The sequence below is a fragment of the Mucilaginibacter sp. AK015 genome (assembly GCF_014200785.1).
Taxonomy (GTDB): Bacteria; Bacteroidota; Bacteroidia; order Sphingobacteriales; family Sphingobacteriaceae; genus Mucilaginibacter.
The window spans coordinates 587,197-611,962 of the sequence record NZ_JACHCV010000001.1; the positions used below are offsets into that span (position 1 = coordinate 587,197).

22 protein-coding genes and 1 riboswitch are annotated in these 24,766 nt (G+C 44.7%); of the genes, 13 read left to right on the plus strand and 9 right to left on the minus strand.

The features are described 5' to 3' along the window. Nucleotides 1-35 precede the first annotated feature (35 nt). The 5 genes from HDC91_RS02500 (at nt 36) to HDC91_RS02520 (ending at nt 6,684) form a co-directional block, all read left to right on the plus strand. A complete protein-coding gene (locus tag HDC91_RS02500) occupies nt 36-1,151 on the plus strand; it encodes a PLP-dependent aspartate aminotransferase family protein (protein WP_183548164.1) in 1,116 nt (371 codons plus the stop codon). Between the two features lie 163 nt (nt 1,152-1,314). After that, nucleotides 1,315-1,427: riboswitch (SAM riboswitch) on the plus strand. 235 nt (nt 1,428-1,662) lie between these two features. Beyond that, the gene (locus HDC91_RS02505) at nt 1,663-2,976 is read left to right on the plus strand and encodes an O-acetylhomoserine aminocarboxypropyltransferase/cysteine synthase family protein (RefSeq protein WP_183548166.1); all 1,314 of its coding nucleotides are present in this window, start codon (nt 1,663-1,665) and stop codon (nt 2,974-2,976) included. 97 nt (nt 2,977-3,073) lie between these two features. Beyond that, nucleotides 3,074-4,129 (plus strand): homoserine O-acetyltransferase, encoded by a 1,056-nt coding sequence (metX, locus tag HDC91_RS02510; protein ID WP_183548168.1) that lies wholly within the window; start codon nt 3,074-3,076, stop codon nt 4,127-4,129. Beyond that, nucleotides 4,129-5,361, plus strand: coding sequence for a homoserine dehydrogenase (locus HDC91_RS02515; RefSeq protein ID WP_183548170.1), 1,233 nt, complete (start codon nt 4,129-4,131; stop codon nt 5,359-5,361). The genes metX and HDC91_RS02515 overlap by 1 nt, the downstream gene beginning before the upstream one ends. Before the next feature lie 117 nt (nt 5,362-5,478). Next, on the plus strand, nt 5,479-6,684 hold the full coding sequence (locus HDC91_RS02520) for a glycosyltransferase family 87 protein (protein ID WP_183548172.1): 1,206 nt from the start codon (nt 5,479-5,481) through the stop codon (nt 6,682-6,684). A gap of 76 nt (nt 6,685-6,760) precedes the next feature. Here the strand turns inward: HDC91_RS02520 and HDC91_RS02525 are convergent, their stop codons facing one another. From HDC91_RS02525 to HDC91_RS02535, 3 genes are read right to left on the minus strand one after another with little or no spacing between them, the layout of a single operon-like run. Beyond that, on the minus strand, nt 6,761-8,260 hold the full coding sequence (locus tag HDC91_RS02525) for a dihydrolipoamide acetyltransferase family protein (RefSeq protein ID WP_183548175.1): 1,500 nt from the start codon (nt 8,258-8,260) through the stop codon (nt 6,761-6,763). A 50-nt stretch (nt 8,261-8,310) separates the two neighbouring features. Beyond that, a complete protein-coding gene (locus HDC91_RS02530) occupies nt 8,311-9,552 on the minus strand; it encodes a competence/damage-inducible protein A (RefSeq protein ID WP_183548177.1) in 1,242 nt (413 codons plus the stop codon). A gap of 10 nt (nt 9,553-9,562) precedes the next feature. Then, nucleotides 9,563-12,250 carry a putative LPS assembly protein LptD gene (locus tag HDC91_RS02535; protein ID WP_183548179.1) on the minus strand — a complete coding sequence of 896 codons (2,688 nt, stop codon included), beginning with the start codon at nt 12,248-12,250 and terminating at the stop codon, nt 9,563-9,565. A 106-nt stretch (nt 12,251-12,356) separates the two neighbouring features. On the opposite strand from HDC91_RS02535, the gene HDC91_RS02540 reads away from it, so the two are divergent. Together HDC91_RS02540 and HDC91_RS02545 are read left to right on the plus strand one after the other, a co-directional pair. Further along, nucleotides 12,357-13,277 carry an N-acetylmuramoyl-L-alanine amidase gene (locus HDC91_RS02540; protein WP_183548182.1) on the plus strand — a complete coding sequence of 307 codons (921 nt, stop codon included), beginning with the start codon at nt 12,357-12,359 and terminating at the stop codon, nt 13,275-13,277. Between the two features lie 33 nt (nt 13,278-13,310). Further along, nucleotides 13,311-14,255 carry an MlaD family protein gene (locus tag HDC91_RS02545; RefSeq protein ID WP_183548184.1) on the plus strand — a complete coding sequence of 315 codons (945 nt, stop codon included), beginning with the start codon at nt 13,311-13,313 and terminating at the stop codon, nt 14,253-14,255. Nucleotides 14,256-14,385: 130 nt separating this feature from the next. Here HDC91_RS02545 and HDC91_RS02550 read toward each other — a convergent pair whose 3' ends face one another. The 4 genes from HDC91_RS02550 to HDC91_RS02565 all read right to left on the minus strand — a co-directional run bounded on the left by HDC91_RS02550 (nt 14,386) and on the right by HDC91_RS02565 (nt 17,792). Then, nucleotides 14,386-15,303, minus strand: a complete 918-nt coding sequence (locus HDC91_RS02550; RefSeq protein WP_183548186.1) for a ribonuclease Z — start codon at nt 15,301-15,303, stop codon at nt 14,386-14,388. A 22-nt stretch (nt 15,304-15,325) separates the two neighbouring features. Next, entirely contained in the window at nt 15,326-15,703 is a 378-nt protein-coding gene (locus HDC91_RS02555) for an STAS domain-containing protein (RefSeq protein ID WP_162432365.1), read from the minus strand. Nucleotides 15,704-15,755: 52 nt separating this feature from the next. Further along, the gene (locus HDC91_RS02560) at nt 15,756-16,700 is read right to left on the minus strand and encodes a phosphoribosylaminoimidazolesuccinocarboxamide synthase (RefSeq protein WP_183548188.1); all 945 of its coding nucleotides are present in this window, start codon (nt 16,698-16,700) and stop codon (nt 15,756-15,758) included. 126 nt (nt 16,701-16,826) lie between these two features. Further along, nucleotides 16,827-17,792: a PhoH family protein gene (locus tag HDC91_RS02565; protein WP_183548190.1), complete on the minus strand. Its 966-nt coding sequence runs from the start codon at nt 17,790-17,792 to the stop codon at nt 16,827-16,829. Between the two features lie 103 nt (nt 17,793-17,895). Here HDC91_RS02565 and HDC91_RS02570 point away from each other — a divergent pair, with 103 nt between their 5' ends. From HDC91_RS02570 to HDC91_RS02580, 3 genes are all read left to right on the plus strand, one after another. Continuing rightward, a complete protein-coding gene (locus HDC91_RS02570; protein WP_162432362.1) occupies nt 17,896-18,672 on the plus strand; it encodes an S-adenosyl-l-methionine hydroxide adenosyltransferase family protein in 777 nt (258 codons plus the stop codon). A 13-nt stretch (nt 18,673-18,685) separates the two neighbouring features. After that, entirely contained in the window at nt 18,686-19,225 is a 540-nt protein-coding gene (locus tag HDC91_RS02575; protein WP_183548192.1) for a hypothetical protein, read from the plus strand. 199 nt (nt 19,226-19,424) lie between these two features. Continuing rightward, a complete protein-coding gene (locus HDC91_RS02580) occupies nt 19,425-21,257 on the plus strand; it encodes an ABC transporter ATP-binding protein (protein WP_183548194.1) in 1,833 nt (610 codons plus the stop codon). Nucleotides 21,258-21,298: 41 nt separating this feature from the next. Here HDC91_RS02580 and rpe read toward each other — a convergent pair whose 3' ends face one another. Beyond that, on the minus strand, nt 21,299-21,949 hold the full coding sequence (gene rpe, locus HDC91_RS02585) for a ribulose-phosphate 3-epimerase (RefSeq protein ID WP_183548196.1): 651 nt from the start codon (nt 21,947-21,949) through the stop codon (nt 21,299-21,301). 168 nt (nt 21,950-22,117) lie between these two features. On the opposite strand from rpe, the gene HDC91_RS02590 reads away from it, so the two are divergent. From HDC91_RS02590 to HDC91_RS02600, 3 genes are read left to right on the plus strand one after another with little or no spacing between them, the layout of a single operon-like run. Beyond that, nucleotides 22,118-22,471: a YciI family protein gene (locus HDC91_RS02590; RefSeq protein ID WP_183548198.1), complete on the plus strand. Its 354-nt coding sequence runs from the start codon at nt 22,118-22,120 to the stop codon at nt 22,469-22,471. Nucleotides 22,472-22,485: 14 nt separating this feature from the next. Continuing rightward, nucleotides 22,486-22,827, plus strand: coding sequence for a YciI family protein (locus HDC91_RS02595; protein ID WP_183548200.1), 342 nt, complete (start codon nt 22,486-22,488; stop codon nt 22,825-22,827). Between the two features lie 37 nt (nt 22,828-22,864). Further along, nucleotides 22,865-24,091, plus strand: coding sequence for an RNA polymerase sigma factor (locus HDC91_RS02600; RefSeq protein WP_183548202.1), 1,227 nt, complete (start codon nt 22,865-22,867; stop codon nt 24,089-24,091). Nucleotides 24,092-24,094: 3 nt separating this feature from the next. On the opposite strand, the gene HDC91_RS02605 is transcribed toward HDC91_RS02600, so the two are convergent. After that, a complete protein-coding gene (locus tag HDC91_RS02605; protein WP_183548203.1) occupies nt 24,095-24,751 on the minus strand; it encodes a 3-oxoacid CoA-transferase subunit B in 657 nt (218 codons plus the stop codon). Nucleotides 24,752-24,766 lie beyond the last annotated feature (15 nt).

The following is a 24,766-nucleotide window of genomic DNA, read 5'->3' on the forward strand; positions in this document are numbered from 1 at the left end:
TTTTCTTGGTTAATTTGGCGACATTATTCCCTGTTATGAAAATAGAAACTATCGCCATCCACGCCGGTAACCACACCGATGCCTCATCCAAAGCTGTTGTACAACCAATCGTAATGTCGACCACGTTTGAGCGTGATGAAGATGGCGGATTTTCATCGGGTTATCAATACAGCCGTTCGGCAAACCCTAACCGTGCATCGTTAGAAAATGTATTGGCACAGTTAGAAGGCGGCGCTGAAGCGGCGGCATTTTCATCAGGTAATGCGGCGGGTATGTCGGTATTTCAATCGCTTGAGCCGGGCACACACATCATTTGCCCCGACGATATGTATCACGGACTGCGCAACCAGCTTAAAACGTTGTTTGAGGGCATTTTGGATTTTGATTTTATTGATGTGAATGACGAGGATGCGTTAAACGCCCATATTAAACCCAATACCGGTGTAATATGGATAGAAACGCCGTCTAATCCGCTGCTGAAAATTACTGACATCAAAAAGGTAGTTGCTATTGCACGCGGGCATAATATTAAGGTGGTTTGCGATAATACCTTTGCCACCCCACTGTGCCAGCAGCCGCTCGCATTGGGTGCCGACCTGGTGATGCACTCTTCCACTAAGTATTTTGGCGGTCACAGCGATTTAATGGGCGGGGCGCTTATTACTGCTCAGAAAAACCACTGGTGGGAAAAGATCCAAAATGTACAAACTATGGGCGGCGCGGTACCCTCGCCTATGGACTGTTACTACCTGGTACGCAGCATCAAAACCCTGCCTTACCGTGTAAAGGGGCATGTGCATAATGCCTTGCTTTTAGCGGAATTTTTAGAGAAACACCCCGCCGTTGAAAGCGTGATGTATCCCGGTTTGCCATCGCACCCGCAGTATGATATTGTAAAAGCGCAGATGAGTTATCCCGGTGCCATGATGTCATTCACCCTTAAAGGAGGCGAAGACAAAGCAAAAAAAGTGGTGAACGCGCTAAAGATCTTTACCCAGGCCACCAGCCTTGGTGGCGTTGAAAGCCTGATAGAACATCGTGCATCTGTTGAAGGCCCTGATACCAAAACTCCTTTTAACCTGTTAAGGGTATCGGTTGGGTTAGAGCATATTGATGACCTGATAGAGGATCTGGAACAGGCAATGGCATAAATTTAAAATTCAGGCCATTATCTTGGTTCCTAAAGAACGCCGTCTTATTGACAAATGACAATTAAATTAAAATTTAATTTGGAACTTAAATCCTTATTGACCTATATTTGAAACATTATTTGGTAGCGATACCAATCGATCAATTTTCCCTCACACGGATTTTGATTTATAAAGAAGCGGCGAGAGATCAGGCTCGATGAACCGCTGGCAACCCTACAAGGTGTAGAAGGTGCCAATTCCTGTCCCGGAAAATATGTTACCCGGGGGATATAAATTAATAGTCATGAATAGTCTGATTTATTTAGCACAACAAAACACATCGCAAACCCAAACGGGTGTTTCTTCTGTATACAACCTTTCTGCAGGCTGTATTTGTATGTGTTGCTGCTGCTGTTGATGCAGTACACGTTCCCTTTTTCTGTTTCCCGAAAAAACACGTGATGCCCGCTTAGGATAGCTTTATCCTGTCATAATTGTAATATTTCATCAATATCCCTTAAATCTACAGAACATGTCTAATTTAAAATTCGAAACACTGCAACTGCACGCCGGTCAGGAAGTTGATGCTGTAACAGGCTCGCGCGCGGTACCCTTATATCAAACTGCTTCATACGTTTTCAATAATGCCGAGCACGGCGCAAACCTGTTCGCGCTAAAAGAGTTCGGTAATATCTATACCCGTATCATGAACCCTACTACCGATGTTTTTGAAAAGCGCATTGCAGCCCTTGAGGGCGGCATCGCAGCTTTGGCAACAGCATCGGGCCAGGCGGCTCAGTTTATCGCACTGAATAATATCCTGCAGGCTGGCGATAACTTTGTCACCTCTCCTTTCTTGTATGGAGGTACTTACAACCAGTTTAAGGTGGCGTTTAAGCGCCTGGGTATCGAGGTGCGGTTTGCCCAGGACGATACCGCCGAAAATATTGAAAAACATATCGATGGTAAAACTAAAGCCATCTATACCGAAACTATTGGAAACCCCGGTTTCAGCATTCCCGATTTTGAAAAGCTGGCGGCCTTAGCCAAAAAGCACGATCTGCCGCTGATAGTAGATAACACTTTCGCCGCCGGCGGATACCTGTTTCGCCCGTTGCAGCATGGCGCGCATGTGGTTGTAGAATCTACCACCAAGTGGATAAACGGCCATGGTACCAGTATTGGCGGCGCTATTATAGATGGCGGCACATATAACTGGGGCAACGGCAAATTCCCGCAGTTTACCGAGCCAAGCGAGGGTTATCACGGGTTAATTTTTAACGATGTATTTGGCATTAACGGCCCGTTTGGCAATATCAATTTCATTATCCGCGCCCGTGTGGAAGGTCTGAGAGATTTTGGGCCTGCGCAGTCGCCGTTTAACTCGTGGCTTAATATACAGGGCTTAGAAACCTTGTCGCTGCGTGTACAGCGCCATGTTGATAACGCCCTTGAACTGGCCAAATGGCTGGAGCAGCACCCGCAGGTGGCATCTGTTAATTATCCGGGGCTGGAGTCCTCTCCCTATCATATCCTTGCAAAAAAATACCTGAAAAATGGTTTTGGCGCGGTGCTTACTTTCGAAATAAAGGGCGGTAAGGAAGCAGCTAACCAGGTGATAGATAATTTAAAGCTGGTGAGCCACCTGGCCAATATGGGCGATGCTAAAACATTGATCATTCAGCCATCGGCAACCACGCACCAGCAGCTTAGCGACGCGGAACAAGTGTCGGCAGGGGTAACTCCTGCGCAGTTGCGGGTAGCAGTTGGCATTGAACATATAGATGATATCAAGGCTGATTTTGAACAGGCATTTGCCAAAGTACAACAACCGGAATTAGTTTAATTTTTTCAAGAATTTTTTAGTTTTTTTTAGTTTTTTAAGTGATGTTATCAGGGAGCGGTTGTTCAGGCAACTGCTCCCGAAATAACGAAAGTAACAAATGAGCACACAAAGTTTTACCTATACCGGAACGTTTGAACTGGAATCCGGCCAGAAGCTACAGGGACTTGAGATCGGCTTTAATACCTATGGAAACCTCAATAAAAACCGGGATAATGTAGTGTGGGTATGCCATGCCCTCACTGCAAATTCCGATGTTTTTGACTGGTGGAAAGGCCTTTTCGGCCCCAATGACCACTTTAATCCCGAGGATCATTTTATTGTTTGCGCCAATGTTTTGGGATCGCCTTATGGCACCGTTAATCCGTTAAGTATTAACCCCGCTACAGGGCAGCCTTATTACCTGGCATTCCCGGAGTTTACGATCAGGGACATTGTTAAGGCGCATAAGATACTTGCAGACCATCTGGAAATTGAGCATATCGAAATACTATTGGGCGGATCATTAGGCGGCCAGCAGGCTATCGAGTGGAGCATAATTGAGCCCGAACGTATTAAAAACCTGATACTGATAGCAACCAATGCACTCCACTCACCCTGGGGTATTGCCTTTAACGAGTCGCAACGCCTGGCCATTAGTGCCGATCGTACCTTTTACGCCGGATCGCCTGACGGCGGCAGTAAAGGGTTAAAGGCCGCGCGAAGCATTGCACTACTATCCTATCGCAGCTATAAAACCTATGCTATCACTCAACAGGAAGATAGCGATACCGTTACCGATAATTTTAAAGCATCAACCTATCAGAACTACCAGGGGCAAAAGCTGGTGAACCGCTTTAATGCTTACAGCTACTGGTACCTGTCAAAAGCGATGGACTCGCACAATGTTGGCCGTGGCAGGCATGGCATAGATAAAGCGCTTAGCCTGATCAAGGCACGCACGCTGATTATCGGTATCAAATCTGATGTGTTGTTCCCTATAGAGGAACAACAGTACCTGTTCAGGCATATTCCAAAATCGGCCTTTGCCGAACTGGATTCGTTTTACGGGCACGATGGCTTTTTAATTGAAACAGAAGACCTTACAAATATCATCACGTCGTTTTTTAAAACAGATGTAAAAGGAAAAATTATTGAACTACAAAAAATCGCTTAATGAGTAAGAAATTAAATATAGGCCTGTTCGGATTTGGCGTTGTAGGCCAGGGATTGTACGATATCATCAAAACCAAGAACCTTAACCTGGAGATTGTCAAGATCGCGATAAAAAATCCCGAAAAGGAACGGTCGTTGCCGAAAGAATTATTCACCACAGACAGGTACGAGATATTAAACAATCCCGAGATCAATACGGTGGTTGAACTTATAAACGATACCGAGGCCGCGTTCGAGATCGTATCGCGGGCCTTAAGCTCGGGTAAAAATGTGGTATCGGCCAGTAAAAAAATGATCGCCACGTACCTTGACGAATTGATAGCGCTGCAGCACCAGTATGGCACTTCGCTGCTTTATGAAGGCGCGGTTTGCGGCAGTATTCCTATCATCCGCAACCTGGAGGAATATTACGATAACGAATTGCTGCATTCCATTAGCGGTATATTTAACGGGTCATCCAATTATATCCTTTCAAAAGGTTATTTAGAGAACCTTGATTATGATACAGCCCTTAAACAGGCCCAGGATCTTGGTTTTGCCGAAACCGACCCTACTATGGATGTTGGCGGGTACGATGCCAAGTATAAACTTATTATTGCCGCGGCGCATGCTTATGGCGTGGTGATAGACCCGGTACAGGTGCTTAACATCGGCATACAAAACCTTGCGCCAAACGATCTGCAATACGCACGAGAGAAAAAGCTGAAGATAAAGCTGGTACCTGTTGCAAAAGAACTCGACGACAGGCATGTAACCCTGTTTGTAATGCCAAAATTTGTAAATGAAACTGAATTTTTATACAACGTAGAATATGAATATAACGGTGTAACCGTACAAGCAGCTTTTGCCGATCAGCAATTCTTTTTTGGTAAAGGAGCGGGCGGCCATCCTACCGGCTCGGCAGTACTGTCTGATATAGCCGCGCTGCGTTATAATTACCAGTACGAATACAAAAAGGCCAAAGCCGATAACTACCTGCAGTTCACTAACAACGTAGAGGTAAATATTTACCTGCGTTACGAGGACGAAGCGCTTGTAGAAGCGCTGGAGTTTGAACACATTCACGAGCGCTTTTACTCGGGCAGCTATAAATTCGTAATTGGTAAAATAAACCTGCAAAAACTAATTGACAACCAACAGCTTATAGCGGATAGTAAAGCATTTGTTGCTTTTGCCGATCAATTAACCGGCGTTAGCCTGGCCGCTGAAAAAAGGTACGAAGCTGTAATTTAATTATATACCCCTGCCTTTAGAAAGAGCGTACAATCATGTGCGCTCTTTTTTTTGTTTGCGTTGGCTTGTTTTGGATATAGCAGCCTTTACGTATTATTGCAACCTGTAGCCACCTGTATGCAAAAACTAAAAAATATTCTATTCAACAAGACCTTTATTCTGTCGCTTTGGTTCGGACTCAGCTTTTTCGCGGTAGCAAAAGATATTGTTCTGCACCCTTCAAACAAATTAACCACGCATAATAATTACATCATTTACAAACACAACTTTTTAAACCTTATAAACCAGCACACGCTGTTTGGCCCCGAGCCGCAGTACTATTTCGACCTTAACCACTACGGGCCGGTGTTTGGTTTGGTGATTGCGCCGTTTGCGGTTTTGCCTAACCAGGCTGGTGTAATAATCTGGGCGATGTTCCTGGCCTTTATATTGTATTATGCCGTAATGCAATTGCCCCTTAACAACTCGCAAAAGTTTGTGATTTTGCTGCTTAATGTTAACAGTATAATGGGTTCATCGGGTAATGTGCAAGTAAATCCGCTGATTACGGCGCTGGTAATATTCAGCTTTATTTTTATCAGGAAAAAGCAGGATTTCTGGGCCGCGCTCATGATTATTTTAGGTACCGCTATAAAGTTATACGGCATTGTAGGGCTGGCGTTCTTCTTCTTTTCGGACAACAAAGTGAAATTTATTTTAAGCCTGGCGTTTTGGTCGGTAGTGTTATTTGCATTGCCCATGCTGGTGTCGTCTCCGGCTTATATTATCCAAACCTATCGCGACTGGTATCCCGATCTGCTGGCAAAAAACGCAGCAAATCTTACTTCTACCAGGGGTAACGTAAGTGTTATGGGTATGATAACTAAAATATTCCTGGTGAAAAACCTTTCGAACTTGTTGATATTGGTGCCGGCCATACTGGTTTTCGGTGCATCTATGTTGCGCATAAAATACTGGCGAAATCTTAATTACCAATTATTATTGCTGGCATCTGTATTGATATTTACCATCATATTCAGCACCAGTAGCGAGCCACCAACCTATGTGATCGCCTTTATCGGGGTAAGTATATGGTATGTGATCTTAGACAGGCCAATTACCGGCTACGAACGGTTCCTGATGATATTCGCCCTGGTGCTTACCAACTTTTCGCCTTCAGATCTTTTCCCGCGATACCTGCGGGTAAACTACGTGATACCCTATGCCCTGATAGCCCTTCCCTGCTTATTAATATGGTTTAAGATCGTATATGAGATGCTCACCCGTGATTTCAGCAAAAAAGCGGGCGTTTTAAAGATTGACAACTTGGAAAACAAAGCGTAAAACAAAAGGCTTCCGGTTATGGAAGCCTTTGCTTTTGTATAAACTCACAAATTAAATTAACTATATATTCCTGTAACTATAAACTCCTGTTAGTGTCCCAATTTTCAAGGTAATGGGCTACCCTGCTCACAAATTGTCCGCCCAGGGCACCATCTACTACGCGATGGTCGTAAGATAACGACAGGAACATCATATGCCTGATGGCTATCGCATCACCTTTTGGCGTTTCTATAACGGCCGGTTTCTTTTTAATTGCCCCAACCGCCAATATGGCTACCTGGGGCTGGTTAATAATCGGCGTGCCCATTACATTGCCAAACGAGCCTACATTGGTAATGGTGAACGTACCGTCCCTTACATCGTCGGGCTGCAGTTTGTTGTTACGGGCACGGTTAGCTAAATCATTAACAGTCTTCGTAATACCAATAAGGCTCAGCTCGTCTGCCTTTTTAATAACCGGTACAATCAGGTTTCCGCTTGGCAAAGCAGTAGCCATGCTAATGTTAATATCCTTTTTCCTGATGATCTGGGTTCCGTTCACCGATATGTTTATCAGCGGAAAATCTTTAATAGCTTTTACAACCGCCTCTATAAATATAGGTGTAAAGGTAATTTTCTCGCCCTCGCGTTTCTCGAACGCGTTTTTAATTCTCTCGCGCCAGTTTACCAATTCGGTCACATCGGCTTCCACAAACGAAGTTACATGCGGCGACGTGTGCTTACTGTAAACCATATGCTCTGCAATCAGCTTACGCATGCGGTCCATTTCAATAATTTCATGCCCGCCCGAAACGGATGTAGCGGCAGGTTGTGGCGCCGCCTTTGGCATTTCGGCAGCCGGTTGACCTGTTTGTTGCCCAGGTTCAAACTGTGGAGCCTTGGAAGCGGGTGAAGGTGCTGGCTGCGGTGCGGTATAAGCCGCTGCCGGTTGTTCCGTTGATTTTGCAACTTCAGGCTGTCGTGTTGCAGCAAAACTTTGTGGTGCCGCCTCTTTGGAGCCGCGTTTCTGGATATACTCCAGCAGGTCGTCTTTGGTTAAACGGCCCTCGGCGCCGGTACCAGGTATCTGGTCAAGCTCGTTATTACCAATACCTTCCTGGCTGGCTATATTTTTAACTAATGGCGAGTAAAATCGGTTCTCGTATTTAACGCCGTCAATAGGTGGGCTTTCTCTCTCTTCAATTTGATTGATGCCTGGTATATCGGCAACAGGTGCGGCTTGTTCGGCAGGCTGAGGGCTTGTTTGGGCCACAAATTGTGGTGCTTGCTCTGTTACAGATTGCGGTGCAGGTGTTGGTTCGGAAGTGGCCTGTGGTTCGTTGCTACCGCCCGGCTCATCGGTTTCAATAACGGCAATTACAGAGCCTACCTGTACTACTTCATCTTCTTTACAAAGCTGTTCAACTAATTTTCCCGACACCGGCGAAGGAACTTCAGAATCGACCTTGTCAGTCGCAATTTCTATAACTGCCTCATCTGCTTCAATATAATCGCCTGGTTTTTTATTCCATTTAATTATGGTTGCTTCCGCAACACTCTCACCCATCTTTGGCAGTAATAATTGGTATTTGGCCATACGCAAAACTATAGTTCGTTGGTCAAAATTATACAATTACTGTGTCACATTTATGTTTCTTTTAGTAAAGTAATCAACATAAAAAAGGCAGCCATGGCACTCCTTTCGATGTTTTGGGGGCGTTTATTACCAAATGTGAATTTCTTTACAACTGTTTTATTTGTATTTGCCACCGCAATCCATACGGTGCCCACGGGTTTCTCTGCCGTGCCCCCGCCGGGACCGGCTATCCCGGTAATGGCCACAGCGTAATCCGACTTAAATTCGCGTAGCGCGCCAGCAACCATCTCAGTTACGGTTTCGCGGCTAACAGCTCCAAACTGGTACAAGGTTTCGTTTTTAACACCTAAAATATTTTCCTTCAGATCGTTAGAATACGTTACCGCACTACCCAGAAAAACCTGCGACGAACCCGCATGCTGCGTGATCAGGTGTGAAAGATACCCGCCGGTACAACTTTCGGCTGCCGATAGTGTAAGGTGGTTATCGGTCATATAATTTAGTACAACCTTTTCAAGCGGGATATCCTCAAGCGCTACCACATTAGGGCCTACCCTTTCAACAATACGGGCGGCAAATTCTTCTAACTGATCTGAAAGCGAAGCGCCGCCATTGCTGTAAGCGCTTAGCCTTAAACGCACCTGGCCCATTTTTGGTAAATAAGCAAGCTTGATGTTGCCGGGCAGGTCGTTCTCAATATCGGCTATCTTTTCGGCCAGGAACGATTCACCTTCGCCTGCGGTCAATATAGTTTTGTGGATAATAACCGGGAGGTTTAGCAGCTGTTTCAATTTTGGTATTACCGCATCCTCCATCATGTACATCATTTCAAACGGCACCCCGGGCATCGAAACATATAGCTTACCATCCACATTAAACCACATCCCGGGCGCAGTGCCATTGCTGTTCAGAATTATCTCGCAATTTTCCGGAACTTCCGCCTGTTTACGGTTCACTTCAAGCAGCGGCCTGTTATAACGCTTAAATATCTGCTGCACATTATTTAAAGCTTCAGTATTTAGCACAAGCTTTACGTTAAAATATTCTGCAAGTGTTTGTTTGGTAATATCATCTTTAGTGGGGCCCAGGCCGCCCGTTATAAAAATGATATCGGCCCGATTGGCCGCTTCGGCCAGTGCGTTAAGGATATGCTCCCGGTCGTCAGATACCGACGATATCTGTTTCACTCTTATTCCTTCGGCGTTAAGCTTCTGCGCCATCCAGGCAGAGTTAGTATCTACTATCTGCCCTATTAAAATTTCGTCACCAATAGTTATAATTTCTGCCAGCATATCAATACTACTAATAAAAGCCTGCGTTGTTTGTGTAATCGCTGCGTTTGCTCAATTTCAGATCCTGTAATATCGATGCCTTGACCTTTAACGTAACATTGTAGGATTTATAAAAACCAAATGGCAACCACTGGATTGAGAGGTCCCAGCAATGCAGGTCGCGGTATATGGCAAACGATGTAGCATCAGACAGCTTACCCAGTTTAAGGTCGTAGTTGGTGTTGTATTGTATCTTCCACTTATCGGTCAGGCTTACATCCCCGCTTAGCATTATGGTATTGCTGGATGATGTATTGATAATGTTGTTATTGTAATTAAAACTGTAGTTTAACGATATATTCCAGGGGATATTAAAATCGATATATGCCCCTGGGTCGCTGTTTATCATGGCGAGCCTTTGGGCCTGGTTGGGGTCCATAGTTTGCAGGGTGTTGCCCACCGGCACCGTAGCTTTTGGGTGGAAGGTTGCAGGGTTTAAGCTGCCGCTTGCCGAAAAACTAAACGATTGCAGCAGCGGAAATTTACCTTGCTGCCAGCTAAAGCGGTTAACGCGCCTGATATAGTTTTGTAGCCGGCCGTTGGTAATAGAATCGCGCACCTGGGTGTAGTACGGGTCAAATGAACCGCTGAAATTGATGTTTACCTTTTCATTTAATACAGAGGTATGCCCCGAAAAATTAATGTTTGATAGTTTTAAAGAGTCGGCGGCGAAATTATAAAAGGTAGAAAAAGTTAAACCCTGCAAAATAGGGATCTTACGGGCCACACCCGATGTATCTGTGCTTTTGGGCCTAACTTTTGCCTCGATGGTATTATCGAGCGAAAAGCCTATACCGGCCTGTTTACCCGGCGACGGGCCACCATAAACCGACTGCTCGAAAATAGAGTATCGCTGCGCGTAATAAGGATAAGGAACCGTTGCCGCGCTTACCGCCGTGCGATAATAGCCATAGCTAGGGTCGCCAAAGTCGGGGCGGTAATTAAAGCTGATAGATGGCGTTGATACATGCCTGATGGCTGTTATATTCCCCTTTTTAAACGGTATGGTACCATATAGTTTTGTAGAAAAGCCTGCGTTAAAGCTGTACTCGCCTGCACGGGCAAAGCCTGCAACGGTATCAATTATCGCGTCTCTCGATCCCCGGTCAAATCTCTTACGGATACTTTGCAGATACCACCGCTCGGTGTAATTAACACCGGTATTAAATTGAAAGTATTTTAACACGGTAGCATTAAAGGCAACAGGTATCTGGTGCTGCAAACCGCTTTGCAGCCGCTTGGAAAGTGTATTCGATTTAAATAGTTCCGCCTCGGGTATGTTATTGAGTTTATTTGTACCTACCAGGCTATAACCAACGGTTATGCGCTGATACCATTTTTGTTCGCCCACCCGGTCTTTTGAATCAAACGGGCTTAAGGTAGACATGTTGAAGCTAAAGGTAGGCAGCTCAAGCGTTACTGTTTTTTGGGTAAGGTCCTGGCTGTGGCCCAAACTTACGTTAAGATTAAACGGTGTACCCACCCAGGTCCTTCCATACGATATACTTGATCGTAAGTTATTTTGAGTGAGTCGTGACAGATCGTAGTTGTTCTGGCCCGGGCTGTTGCGGTAAAAGCTTGATGTACCCGCGTTTACAGATGCGCTGAATGTTGTACCGGGATTTGCGCTAGGGTCCTGTGAGTGCGTCCAGGCCACATTAAAATCTTTTACGGCAGGGTCACCGGCCAGGCCATAGTTGTGCGAGCCGTAGCTTAAGGTTAGGTTACCACCGTACTTATAACGTTTTAAATAACGCGAATTAGCGCTTAACTCGTACGATCCTTTTGAATATAAGCTGGACATGAAGGTAACATCAATATTATCGTTAATACCCACGTAGTAACCCAGGTTACGCAGGTAAAAGCCGAGTTTTTGATCCTCGCCGAAGGTTGGCAATATCACCCCCGAGGTACGTGAGTCGGGCTTCGGAAAAAAACCGAACGGTATGCCAAGCGGCAAAGGCACGCCTGCAATCTCTAAATAAGCAGGCCCGGATATGATGCGGTTTTTTTGGCCTATCCCCTTCGTAATTACGATACCGAAGTGCGTATCGGGATAAGGCAGGTCGCAGGTGCTGAATATCACATTGCGGTAAGCCACCTCATTCTCGTTTATCCTTTTGGCCAACCCGCCCGATATATAGTTACCTTCCTGCTCAGATGCAGGGTTCCATATTTTAACTTTTTTGGTAGTGTAGTTAAATACCAACGAATCGGACGCAACGGGTTTTTCCTGCCCTGATTTGGTTAAGGGGCGACCAATATAACGCCTTGTTTTAGGGTCGATGGCGCCGCGGGCAAATATCTCATGTTTGTTCTCGTCAACACGTATATACTCGGCATCCAACTCAAAATCTTCATAGGTTACCCGCGCCTTACCGTACAGATACTTCATCTTATGATCGTTATCAACAAACGACGAGTCTTCGGCTGTAGCCTTTACAACAGATTTAAGGCCGCCGGCCGTTGGTGTGGTATCTTGCCTGGTGTTAAGTACTGAAGTAGGATTTGGAGCGTTAAAGCTTTGGGCTTTGTTTTTGTTGGCGTTTACTTTTTGCGGAGAGGTAACTTTAAACAGTTTCTTGTCCCTAACAGAATCAAGTTTTATAATAGTATCTTTAACAGTTAGGTAATGATAGCCTTTTTTTGCAGAGGCCATTACGTTAACCATTAGTATAAATGCAAGTAGAAAAAAAGGCCTAACTAATTTCAAAATTGATTATGAATAGTATTTTTGCAGGTACAGTTAACAGCGTTCAAACATAATGAAAAATAAAATATTGAACAGATTGAAAAGAGCGATTTGTGGTGTTGGTGCAATAATAGTTTGCTTTTCATTGTTTTCGTTTACATCAGTAGATCATCCAAAAAACGACACGCTTGTAAATAATAGTTTTAAGCTGCGCACCATTATTATCGACGCCGGGCATGGTGTAAAACCCGACAACGCCCCCCCGGGCCATTATTCCCGCGGCGCCAGCGGCTCATTTTCGTCTGAAAGAAATGTAACGCTTGCTATTGCACTAAAATTGCAAAAGGCTATTGAAAAAGATCTGGACGGGGTAAATGCTGTTTTGACACGCACAACCGAGGACGATGTATCATTTGAAAGGCGGGCGCAGATAGCAAACGAGAATAAGGGGAACCTGTTCATCTCAATACATTGCAATTCGTTGGCAGACAGGGTAGTACGCCAGCGTGTTGGTACGCGGCGCGGCAGGGCGGTTTACAAATCCGTTCGTGTGCCTGACCGGTCCGGGAAAGGCGCCTTAATGCTGGTTTACGGCTTGCACCGCTCGCGCGAAGAACAAAATGCCATCAAGAACAATAAAATAGAAGATGATTCGGACCTGAACGGCGATGGATTAGACCCCAACGACCCGGTGGTTATTATCCTCACCGACGCTTATATGCGCAAATTCCGGAAACAAAGTGTAAAAATCGCAAACTTAATTAGCACAGAGTTTGTTGACACTGACGGCAGGCGCAGCGAAGGCCTAAGAGAACAAGGGATATATGTACTGTGCCATGCCGCTATGCCATCAGTACTGGTGGAGACCGGTTACATTAACAACCCCGACGACGAAGAGTACCTAAATTCGGAAGCGGGGCAAAATGAAATCGTAAATTCAATAGTACGGGCTATAAAAACTTATAAAACAGACGTTGAACAATTAGCGCAATAGTTACGCTTATGCCCTTCATCTACACCACTATCTATGAAAATATCTAACGAAACCAAGATCGGAGCCCTTACCGCCGTAGCATTAACCGTTTTAATATTAGGATACAGCTTTTTAAAAGGTAACGATGTTTTTTCGGGATCTAATAAATTTTATGCCGTTTACCGCAGCGTTGAGGGCTTAACCGTATCAAAACCTGTTTTGGTAAATGGCTTTCAGATCGGGCGGGTATCAAAAATGGAACTGCATGCTGATGGCCGTACTACTGTTGAATTTAAGGTAGACGATAAATACGATATACCGGATAACACCCTGGCCAAACTGCAAAGCACCGACCTTTTGGGCGGCAAGGCTATAGTTTTTGAGCTGGGCAATAGTAACAAGTATGCCGAAGACCGCGATACCCTGCGGGCGGATATACAGGGCAGCCTGGCCGAAAGCCTGCAGCCTATTCAAAAAAAAGCTGAAGTGCTTATTTCAAAGGTAGATTCTGCCTTGGGCGCGATTAATAAAATAATGAACCCCACCTTCCAGAAAAACGTGGACAGGAGCTTTGCCAGCATTGCGAACTCGTTACAAACTTTAGAAGGCACGACCAAAAAGATAGATGCCATTGTAGGCGCGCAAACCAGCCACATCAATGGCATTATGGCTAACGCAGAGGCAGCATCGGGTAATTTAAAAAACAGCAGCGCGCATTTAACCGGTATATCAAACAATTTTGAACGGTTTAGTACCGATCTGGCTAACTCAAACATTAAGGGTACGTTAGACAATGCCAATAAAGCGGTTGCCGATCTGCAGGCAACTATGGCCAAAATAAACAGCACACAGGGTTCGCTTGGCCTGCTGATGAACGATACCAAAATGTACGATAACCTTAACTCGGCATCAAGCAATTTAAATAACTTGTTTATTGATATCAAAGCCCACCCAAGCCGCTACGTACACTTCTCGGTATTTGGTAAAAAGGGAGATTGATTTGTAGTAGAGTTTAGAGATAAAAAGAGTAGAGATCAGTTTAAATACTGGTCTCTTTTTTTTTTAAAAATTTTTTCAGCACTGTTAATTAATTAAAATTGAAAAGGAATTAATCTCCAACCTTTAATCTCTATTCACTGATAACAAACGTCTTGCCTTCTACGGCGAGTTCTGTGTTGGGGAAAACGCTTTGGGCTTCTTCTAACAACTCATTCAACGTTTTGTAACGCGCCGAAAAATGGCCGATGATCAACTTTTCGGCTTTTACTTTTATAGCCGCTTCGCCGGCCTGTAACGCAGTGGTATGGTGCGTTTGATTAGCCCGGTCAAGCATATCATTTAAAAAGGTGGCCTCGTGGTAAAGCATTGTAACCGGCGTTATATACGCCAGGTACTTGTCGCTGTACAGAGTGTCTGATATATAGGCGTACGATTTTGGTTCGGGCGGTTCCATCGTGAGGGTATTGTTCTGGTAAACCGTACCATCAGGCGATTGGTAGTCATTACCTTTTTTTAACGCTGCATAATATGGTATCGGTATTTGCAGCTCTTCTACCCGCTCTTTTATCAGTTTTTTTAACCGTTTTTTTTGTCTAAATAAAAAACCCGTACAGGGTATGCGGTGGTCTAGCGGTATGGTCTCTACAAAAATGTCCTGGTTTTCTAAGATCACCCCTTTTGTGGCTGCGTCTGTAAAAACAAACTCAACCGGATAGTTCAAAGTAGTTTCAGAATATTTTAGTTGTAGGTCTATTATTTCCTTTAAAGGCGGCGGGCAAAATATTTTCAGGGCCTTTTTGCGGCCGTTAAGGTGCATTGACGATAGCAGGCCCACCAGCCCCAGGTAATGGTCGCCATGCAGGTGACTGATAAAAATATAATCGATACGGCTGGCTTTAACATCAAACCTCAGCATTTGCTGCTGGGTACCCTCAGCGCAGTCAACCAGATAAAGTTTCTCGTTTATATTGAGTACCTGCGCTGTGGGGTTCCTGTTAAAAATAGGAGTTGCAGAGCTGCTGCCCAGTATTGTAACCTCAAATTTCATACCGGGGGATTATAACGGATTATTATCTAACTTCTTTCTTTAATTCCCTTTCAATTTCTTCCATAAAAATCAGGTCGATACCTTCTTCGCATGTCGGAACAATAGAAAGTACATTATCCAGCTGTGATATGGTAACCAAACGCGAAACAGCGTCGTTCAATCCGCATAAAATAAACGTACCGGCTGCATTTTTACATAAGCGATGCCCCACCAGTAAACTGCTTAAGCCCGATGAATCAGCAAACTTCACTTGCGAAAGGTCGAGGATAATATTACGCTGCCCTTCGGTATTGATCAGTATCAATTCTGATTTTAGCTGGGGCGTAACCAGTGAGTTTAATTTTGATTCGTTAAGCTTTATCAGAATATATTTCTCGTGCTTGTCAACCGTAAATTTCATTTTGTTGTAATTAAAAAGCTAAGATATAATTAATTTGTGTTTAAATAAAGCACTATAAAGCGGCTAAAGCTTCCTTTATGGCGTTTTCCACACGATCTAATACGTTTATTTGTTCCGGTTTAATAAAAGTTTCGCCCGTAATTTGCTCATACAGTTCGATATACCTTTCAGAAATCGATTGTACAATTTCTTTTGTCATCTCCGGAACCTTTTGGCCATCCCTGCCCTGAAAGCCGTTTTCGATAAGCCATTTTCTAACAAACTCTTTCGAAAGTTGTTTTTGCGGCTCGCCATTTTGCTGACGTTGCGCGTACCCTTCGCTGTAAAAGTACCTGGACGAATCGGGTGTATGTATCTCGTCTATCAGGTAAATAGTGTCGCCTGCCTTGCCAAATTCGTATTTGGTATCAACCAGTATAAGGCCTTGTTTAGCGGCAATTTCGGTACCGCGTTCAAATAGCCGGCGGGTGTAATTTTCCAGTTGTACATAATCGGCTTCGCTCACAATGCCTTTATCCAGTATTTCTTCACGCGATATATCCTCGTCATGCCCTACCGATGCTTTGGTGGTTGGGGTGATGATAGGCTCGGGCAGTATATCGTTTTCTTTTAAACCTTCGGGCAGGGAAACACCGCAAACCTGACGTTTTCCCAGCGCATACTCACGCGCCGCGTGTCCGGCCAGGTAGCCGCGTATCACCATCTCTACCTTAAACGGCTCGCAGATACGGCCAATGGTAACACTCGGGTCTGGCACGCTGATCACCCAGTTTGGTAAAATATCGGCTGTGGCCTGTAAAAACTTTGCCGCTATCTGGTTAAGCACCTGTCCCTTGTAAGGGATGGCCTCGGGCAGTACCACATCAAAGGCTGATATGCGGTCAGTAACCACCATGGCCAGGTATTTATTATCTATGGTATATACATCCCTAACCTTACCCTTGTAATAGTTGGTTTGCCTTTCAAAATTAAAATGTGTTTCTTTTATTGCGTTCATGTGTGGAATTAGATAGGAGATGTGAGATATGAGATTTGAGACAAGCTCAACATCATACTCACACCAAATTCTTGTTTTTTGATGCGAGATTATTATCTCAAATCTCACATCTGATATCTCAAATCTCTATTGTATATCCCCGTAAGCTTCTAAAATGCGTTTAACCAATTTATGGCGCACTACGTCTTCGCCGCTCAGGTAAACAATATCTATACCTTTTATATCAGTTAATATGCGCAGCGCGGTGTATAAACCCGATTGCTGTTTCTTTGGCAGATCTATCTGCGTAACATCCCCGGTAACAATAAACTTAGCCGATGGACCCATACGCGTCAAGAACATCTTCAGCTGCATATCTGTAGCGTTCTGCGCCTCATCTAATATCACAAAGCAATTATCAAGCGTACGGCCGCGCATAAACGCCAGCGGGGCTATCTCAATGGTGCGGTTTTCCAGGTAAAGCTTTAGCTTTTCTGCGGGTATCATATCGTCCAGCGCATCATATAAAGGGCGCAAATATGGGTCTATCTTTTCTTTCAGGTCGCCCGGTAAAAAGCCCAGGTTCTCCCCTGCCTCCACCGCAGGGCGGGTAAGTATAATACGTTTTATCTCTTTGTTTTTTAACGCCCTTACGGCCAGTGCAACAGCAGTGTAGGTTTTACCGGTACCGGCCGGCCCAATAGCAAAAAGTATATCGCTTTTAGCCAGGCTGTCAACCATGCGGCGCTGGTTTGGCGTACGCGCCTTAACCATAATGCCGTTAGGGCCAAATACCAGTACCTCGCCGCTGGCAAATTTATCGGCAGTGCTTTCACCATCAGCCGTGGTTGACGACGATGCCCTGGCGCCTAAAATGCGCTCTACTTCAATTGCGGTTAAGCCCTCAAATTTTTCTACATGCTGCACCAGCAGGTCGAACTTTTCGCGAAAGGTGCTTAACTCCTGTTCGTCGCCCAAAACTTTCACTTCGCTGCCTCGTGCAACTATTTTAAGCTTAGGGAATTGCTTTTTGATGATCTCGAAATGATCGTTATTCGGTCCCCATAAAACTGCGGGGTTTATTTGCTCAATTGATAACTTTAGCTCGTTCAATAGGAATTGATTTTTGTCAGTTTGCGAATTTTTATGAATTAAAAATTGAATATTTGCACCTTTAAATGCTTTACAAGATTAGCAATAAATATTTACAAAATTAATGGCAATTATAACTTTAACTACTGATCTGGGCGATAAAGATATTTATCAGGCTGCCCTTAAAGGTAGTATTTATAAATTGCTGCCAACAGTAAATATTGTTGATATTACTAACAATGTTGCGGCCTTTAATGTGCAGCAGGCAGCCTTTATCTTGAAGAACAGTTTCTACTATTTTCCGGATGACACCGTTCACCTGATAGGCATTGATACTGTGTACAATACGCAAACCCGCTACCTGGCAATCAGGTATAAAAACCACTATTTTGTTGGGGCCGATAATGGTATATTTTCGCTGATGTTTGACCAGGAGCCGGAAGAAATTGTGGAAATAAATATCATGCAAGACCTGAAGTTCCTGCACTTCCCGCTGGCAGATATTTTTGTAAAAGCAGCCTGCCACCTGGCCAACGGCGGCACGCTTAACCAGATAGGCCTGCCGGTAACCAGCGTTGAAAATAAAATGAACCTGCACCCCGTTATAGAAAAGAACCTGATCAAAGGCGCGGTGATTTATATCGATGCGTTCCAGAACGTGATAACCAACATCACCAAGGAGTTTTTTAACCGTGTGCAGCAGGGCCGCCGGTTTGTATTATACTTTAAACGCAACGAAACCATAAACCAGCTTAGCTGGCATTATAACGAAGTACCCGAAGGCGAAAAGCTTTGTTTGTTCGGGATCAGCGATCACCTGGAGATTGCCATCAACAAAGGCAATGCCAGCGGACTTTTAGGCCTAAACCTTGGCGATAGTGTAATTATTGATTTTCAGTAAACCCAGGGGGACAATGAAACATTTATTTCTTTTAATGTTTATCGTGCTTTTTGGCGCGGGTGCCTTTGCGCAGGTAAAAACAGATTCGGTAGCTTATAGCAGGCAGCGCGCTAAAATAAATGCTATGCTTGCCGCGCGCAGGTTAAAGTTTGGCCAGTATGATACCAGCCTTACCAAACGCAGCGGCATATTTCATATGCAAACCAAGAACGACATCAGGCGGAGCAACCAGATACTGATGGATATCGTTGATACCGACGACGAGATATTTATTGAGTTGAAAAAGCTTTTCGATTATCGTACCAATCAGCTAAACTACACTGCTTTTCAAAAGAAACAAATAGAAAACACCGCCCGGGAGGTTGAAAAGGAACGCATTGCCTATATGAAAACCATTAACAGTTTTCGTACGCAGAACGAGGCGTTGAAAACGCAGATGGCCAAACAAAATGAAGATTATCAGAGCCGGCAGAAACTTTATATAATTGCTATCGCAATTTTAATTGTGTCAGTCATCGTTTTACTGATCTTAAAAAGAAAACGTAGTAATTGATAAGCTGACACCTCATTTCCTTGTAAAGACGCAATACTTTGCGTCTCTGCGCATGCAATGTTACGCAGTTTTATCAAATACGTAAAGGATTAAGTTTATACGTGCAAAAAATTACACATCCTAACGTCAATTTTACAACTCAACATTAAATAAAAGCATTTAACCCTTAGTTTTGTGAGTTGATAATATAAACGCATAGATGGCACGAGGACGGTTAAACAGCAGCAGTAAAGCGGAAGCAGAATTACCAAAAGCAAAAATAAATTCACAAAGTTTACAAAAGGTAGCCAGGCTGCTTACTTACCTAAAGCCGTACCGGGGCAAATTTATCGCCGGGTTACTATTCCTGTTTATTTCGAGCCTGGTTGGACTGGCCTTCCCCGCCATATTGGGCGCCTTAATAGATGCCGCGCAGGACAAATATAAATACGCATTTTTACCACACAGTATTACCATGATTGGGGTTTTTGGTATGGTGCTGTTATTCGGGCAGGCGTTTATATCATTTTTCAGGATAGTTTGGTTTGTGCAGGTAGCCGAAAAATCGTTGGCGGATATAAGGCGCTATACATACTTTAAGCTGATCACCCTCCCCATGAACTTTTTTGCTAACCGCAGGGTTGGCGAACTGAATAGTCGCATTTCTGCCGATCTTTCGCAAATTCAGGATACCCTAACCACCACCATCGCCGAAATGGTAAGGCAGTTGGTGATCATGATAGGAAGCGTGGTGTTGCTGGCTATCGTTTCTATTAAGCTTACGCTGGCGGTATTGGCCATTTTACCTTTTTTAATAGCTTTTGCGGTTGTATTTGGCCGTTTTATACGTAACCTGTCACGACAGGCACAGGATAAACTTGCTGAATCGAACACGATCATTGAAGAAACGCTACAGGGTATTGCCAATGTAAAGGCCTTTGTAAACGAGTCCTTTGAAGCAAACCGGTATAACAAGATCCTGCGCGACGTGGTGAACATTGCCGTTCGCGGGGCTAAGTTCAGGGGAGTATTTGCCTCGTTCATCGTTTTTTGCCTGTTCGGTACTTTTGTTGGTGTAATATGGTATGGCTCGGTGCTGGTGCATAACCACGAGATGTACTTTGGCGACCTTACTACGTTTATCATGTATTCGATATTTGTAGGCGCTGCGATGGGCAGTTTCCCCGATCTGTATGCCAACCTGCAAAAGGCGGTTGGCGCCAGCGAACGGGTGTTAGAGATACTGGACGAAAAGGGCGAAAATGTTTCTATTAACGCGAGCGAGAATGTTGTAAAACAAAAGCTACACGGTAACCTGGCGTTTAACAATGTAGTGTTTGCGTACCCTTCCCGTTCAGAACTGACAGTTTTGAAAGATGTTTCATTTACTGCAAATGCAGGGCAGCGTGTGGCTATTGTAGGGCCAAGCGGTTCGGGTAAGTCTACCATGGCGGCGTTGATATTACAATTTTACCATCCTCAAAGCGGGAGTATATATTTTGACGGGTTGGATGCGGATGAGTATGCCCTTACCGATATCCGTAACCAGGTGGCTATTGTTCCGCAGGATGTATTGCTGTTTGGCGGTACTATCTTAGAGAACATTGCTTATGGCAAACTTGATGCAAGTAAGGACGAAATTATCGAGGCAGCCAAAAAAGCCAACGCCGACCAGTTTATCACCTCGTTCCCCGAAGGATATAATACCATTGTTGGTGAGCGGGGTGTAAAACTATCAGGTGGCCAGCGCCAGCGTATAGCCATTGCCCGTGCCCTCCTTAAAAATCCTGCCATACTGATCCTGGACGAAGCCACCTCATCGCTCGATTCGGAATCAGAACGTTTGGTACAAGATGCGCTGGAGGTGCTGATGAAAGGCCGCACGTCGATCATTATCGCGCACCGTTTATCAACCATCCGCGAAGCCGATAAGATCATTGTGCTGGAAAAAGGTAATATCATCGAAACCGGCAACCACCAGGAGTTGATAGCCAACGAGCATGGCCTATACCGCTATTTAAGCCAATTGCAGTTCGAGACCGCGCAGGGGTAAAAACCTGTTTGGGAAAGATATAGTTATTTATCGCCTGATAATTAAGGTCGCTTTAATTGCGCAATGGCAGCGCGTTGGTCGGCCGCCGAAAACACAGAATTGCCTGCAACGAAAACATTGGCACCCGCTTCTATCAGTTTAACAATGTTTTGACTGCCCACACCACCATCTACCTCTATGTAAATATTGGGGTTGGTGTTTGCACTCATCGCTTTAACCTCGGCTACTTTTGTATAAGTATGCTCAATAAACTTTTGTCCGCCAAAGCCGGGGTTCACAGACATTACCAGCACCAGGTCTAAATCGGCAATGATATCTTTAAGCATACCGGTTGGCGTAGCAGGGTTTATGGCTACACCCGCCCTGCAGCCCAATTGTTTAATAGCCTGTACTGTGCGGTGCAAATGCGTACAGGCCTCGTAATGTACGGTAATGCTGTCTGCGCCGGCTTCTGCAAAATCTTTCAGGTATCGATCAGGGTTAACAATCATCAGGTGTACATCAAGCGGCTTGGTGGCGTGCTGTTTAGTGGCCTTCACAACCGGGAAACCAAAAGAAATATTCGGCACAAACATGCCGTCCATAATATCCACATGAAACCAGTCGGCTTCGCTGTTATTGATCATTTCAACATCGCGCTGCAGGTTTGCAAAATCGGCAGATAAAATAGATGGGGCTATCAGGTGGTTCATGGAGGTAAATATAATAAGATTGCTTGTAAAGGTAATAGATATTGAAAGGTTTGAGATATAAAGCTTCGTATCTTTCGTTACACTTTGTGCTGTAAATTTTGGCAGTATTGTCCAATTTGCGGGAAGCCGTTTGTTATAGGACTATAAACAAAAATTAAACTTAAGATAATGAATGAGTATGCATTAATTATGAGGCATCAGGACGGTACCAAAGTAGCATCGCCTGAGCAAATGCAGGTTTGGATGAAACAAACCATGGATTGGATAGGCAGTATAGCGGCGCAAAACAAATTTGTAAGCGGTACGGGCCTGCCGTTTGACGACGCCAGAGTGGTTGACCACAACAAGCTGATAACAAATGGCCCATTTGGGGATATCAAGGAAACCATTGGCGGCTTCATAATTGTAAAGGCCGAAACAGCGGATGAGGCTGCTGAATTTGCAAAGGGTTGCCCGGTTTTGCAGGGCGAAGGCAATACGGTTGAAGTAAGGAAAATAGCAAAAAACGATAACGTACATTAAAAAAACTGAATATTATGAAAGATTTTCTGCTAATATATCGTGCCGATTATAGCCTTTTGGCTACCATGGCCGATGACGAAAGAACTGCCATGACCCAACGTTATATGGACTGGGTCGGCAACATGGCCGCGAATGATGCACTTGTTGAGCGGGGTAACCGTTTAGCCCCTACCGGCCGGGTAGTTAGCAAAGGCGACGTAGTTACAAACGGACCGTATACCGAAGTAAAAGAATTTATCGGTGGGTATTCGATAATCAAGGCAGAATCATACGAAGCTGCTGTAGCGCTGATGGAAGGCTCGCCGGTGTTTGAGCTGGATGGTAAGATCGAGATCAGGGAAATTAACTATATTTAATAATTAAGGCCCCGCCATTTGGCGGGGCTGTTTCCAAATGCAGCAACAGGAGCTTATACCGCATTTATTCAGAACCGAATTTGGCCGGATAACCGCCGTACTATGCAAATCATTCGGATTTCAGAACATAACCATAGCTGAGGACATTACGAGTGAAACCTTCCTCACGGCATTAAATATATGGCCGTATAAAGGCATTCCTGACAACCCGCAGGCATGGTTATACACCGTGGCCAAAAATAAAGCGAAAAATATACTTGCCCGTCAGCAGATCTTTAACGAGAAGATAAGCCCGGCTCTACAAACTGAGCAACCCGTACAAGAAGTCATGGAAATAGACCTGACCGACCGGAACATAACAGATAGTCAGCTGCAAATGCTTTTTGCGGTGTGCAATCCTTCTATCCCACCCGAAGGGCAGATTGGGCTTGCCTTACGCATACTTTGCGGTTTTGGCATTGATGAGATAGCCCATGCTTTTTTGACCAATAAAGAAACGATCAATAAAAGACTTTTCCGGGCGAAAGAAAAACTGCGGACAGGCGGTGTTAAAATGGAGTTCCCCGCTAAAAATGAGCTTAATTCGCGCTTGCAGCCTGTACTTACCACGTTATATCTGTTATTTAATGAGGGGTACTACTCTGAAACCGATAATGAGATCCTTCGGAAAGACCTGTGCGACGAAGCGATGCGGCTTGTTAAAATGCTGATCAGTTATCCGCTTACCAATAAACCCGAGGTAAACGTTCTGTTTGCGCTGATGTGTTTCCAGGCGTCAAGGTTTAAGGCAAGGATAGATAAAAACGGCGAAGTGATTTTATACGACGACCAGGATGAAAATTTATGGGATAAACAACTGATACAAAACGGTGCGTTATACCTCGACAAAGCGTCTCAGGGCGACAGCTTGTCTAAATACCATATCGAAGCCGGTATCGCCTACTGGCACACCATTAAGACCGACACCATTGAAAAATGGGAGAATATTTTGCATTTATATAACCATTTGTTAGCTATAGAGTATTCGCCAATCGCCGCGCTGAACCGCACCTACGCGCTGGCAAAGGTTAACGGCAATGCGGTTGCAATTGCTGAGGCTGAGAAACTCGGCCTTGTAAACAACCATTTTTACCACACCTTGCTTGGCGAATTGTACAAAGGTACCGACGCTTTAAAAGCCAAAGATCACCTGCTGCAGGCCTTGCGCCTGGCCAAAACCGATAGGGATAGAAAAACTATTTACGCTAAAATCGAAGCGTTGTAGTACTCATATCACCATCTCCGGTATCTCGCCTTCAATGATCAGTTTACCCGCTGTTGCCGCTTTGATCTCGTCGATGGTAACACCGGGCGCGCGTTCCAGTAATTTAAAGCCGCCCTCGGGTAATACATCCATCACGGCCAGTTCGGTCACTATTTTTTTTACGCAGTTGATGCCGGTTAGCGGCAAAGTGCAACTCGGCAACAGCTTCGATTCGCCTGCTTTATTTACGTGCTGCATGGCTACAATGATGTTCTCTGCCGATGCCACCAGGTCCATAGCGCCGCCCATACCTTTCACCATTTTGCCCGGGATCTTCCAACTGGCAATGTCGCCGTTTTCTGAAACCTCCATAGCTCCCAGTATCGTCAAGTTTACCTTTTTCGCCCGGATCATCCCAAAGCTCATGGCCGAATCAAACACGGCAGAGCCCGGCAACATGGTGATGGTTTGTTTACCCGCGTTGATGGTATCGGCGTCTTCTTCTCCTTCAAACGGGAACGGGCCCATACCCAGCAGCCCGTTTTCGGATTGCAGGATAACGTCCATATCATCGGGTATATAATTGGCCACCAGTGTGGGGATGCCTATTCCCAGGTTTACATAAAACCCGTCTTTTATCTCTTTGGCAATGCGTTTTGCTATTCCTGTTTTATCTAACATATCTTTTATATTACC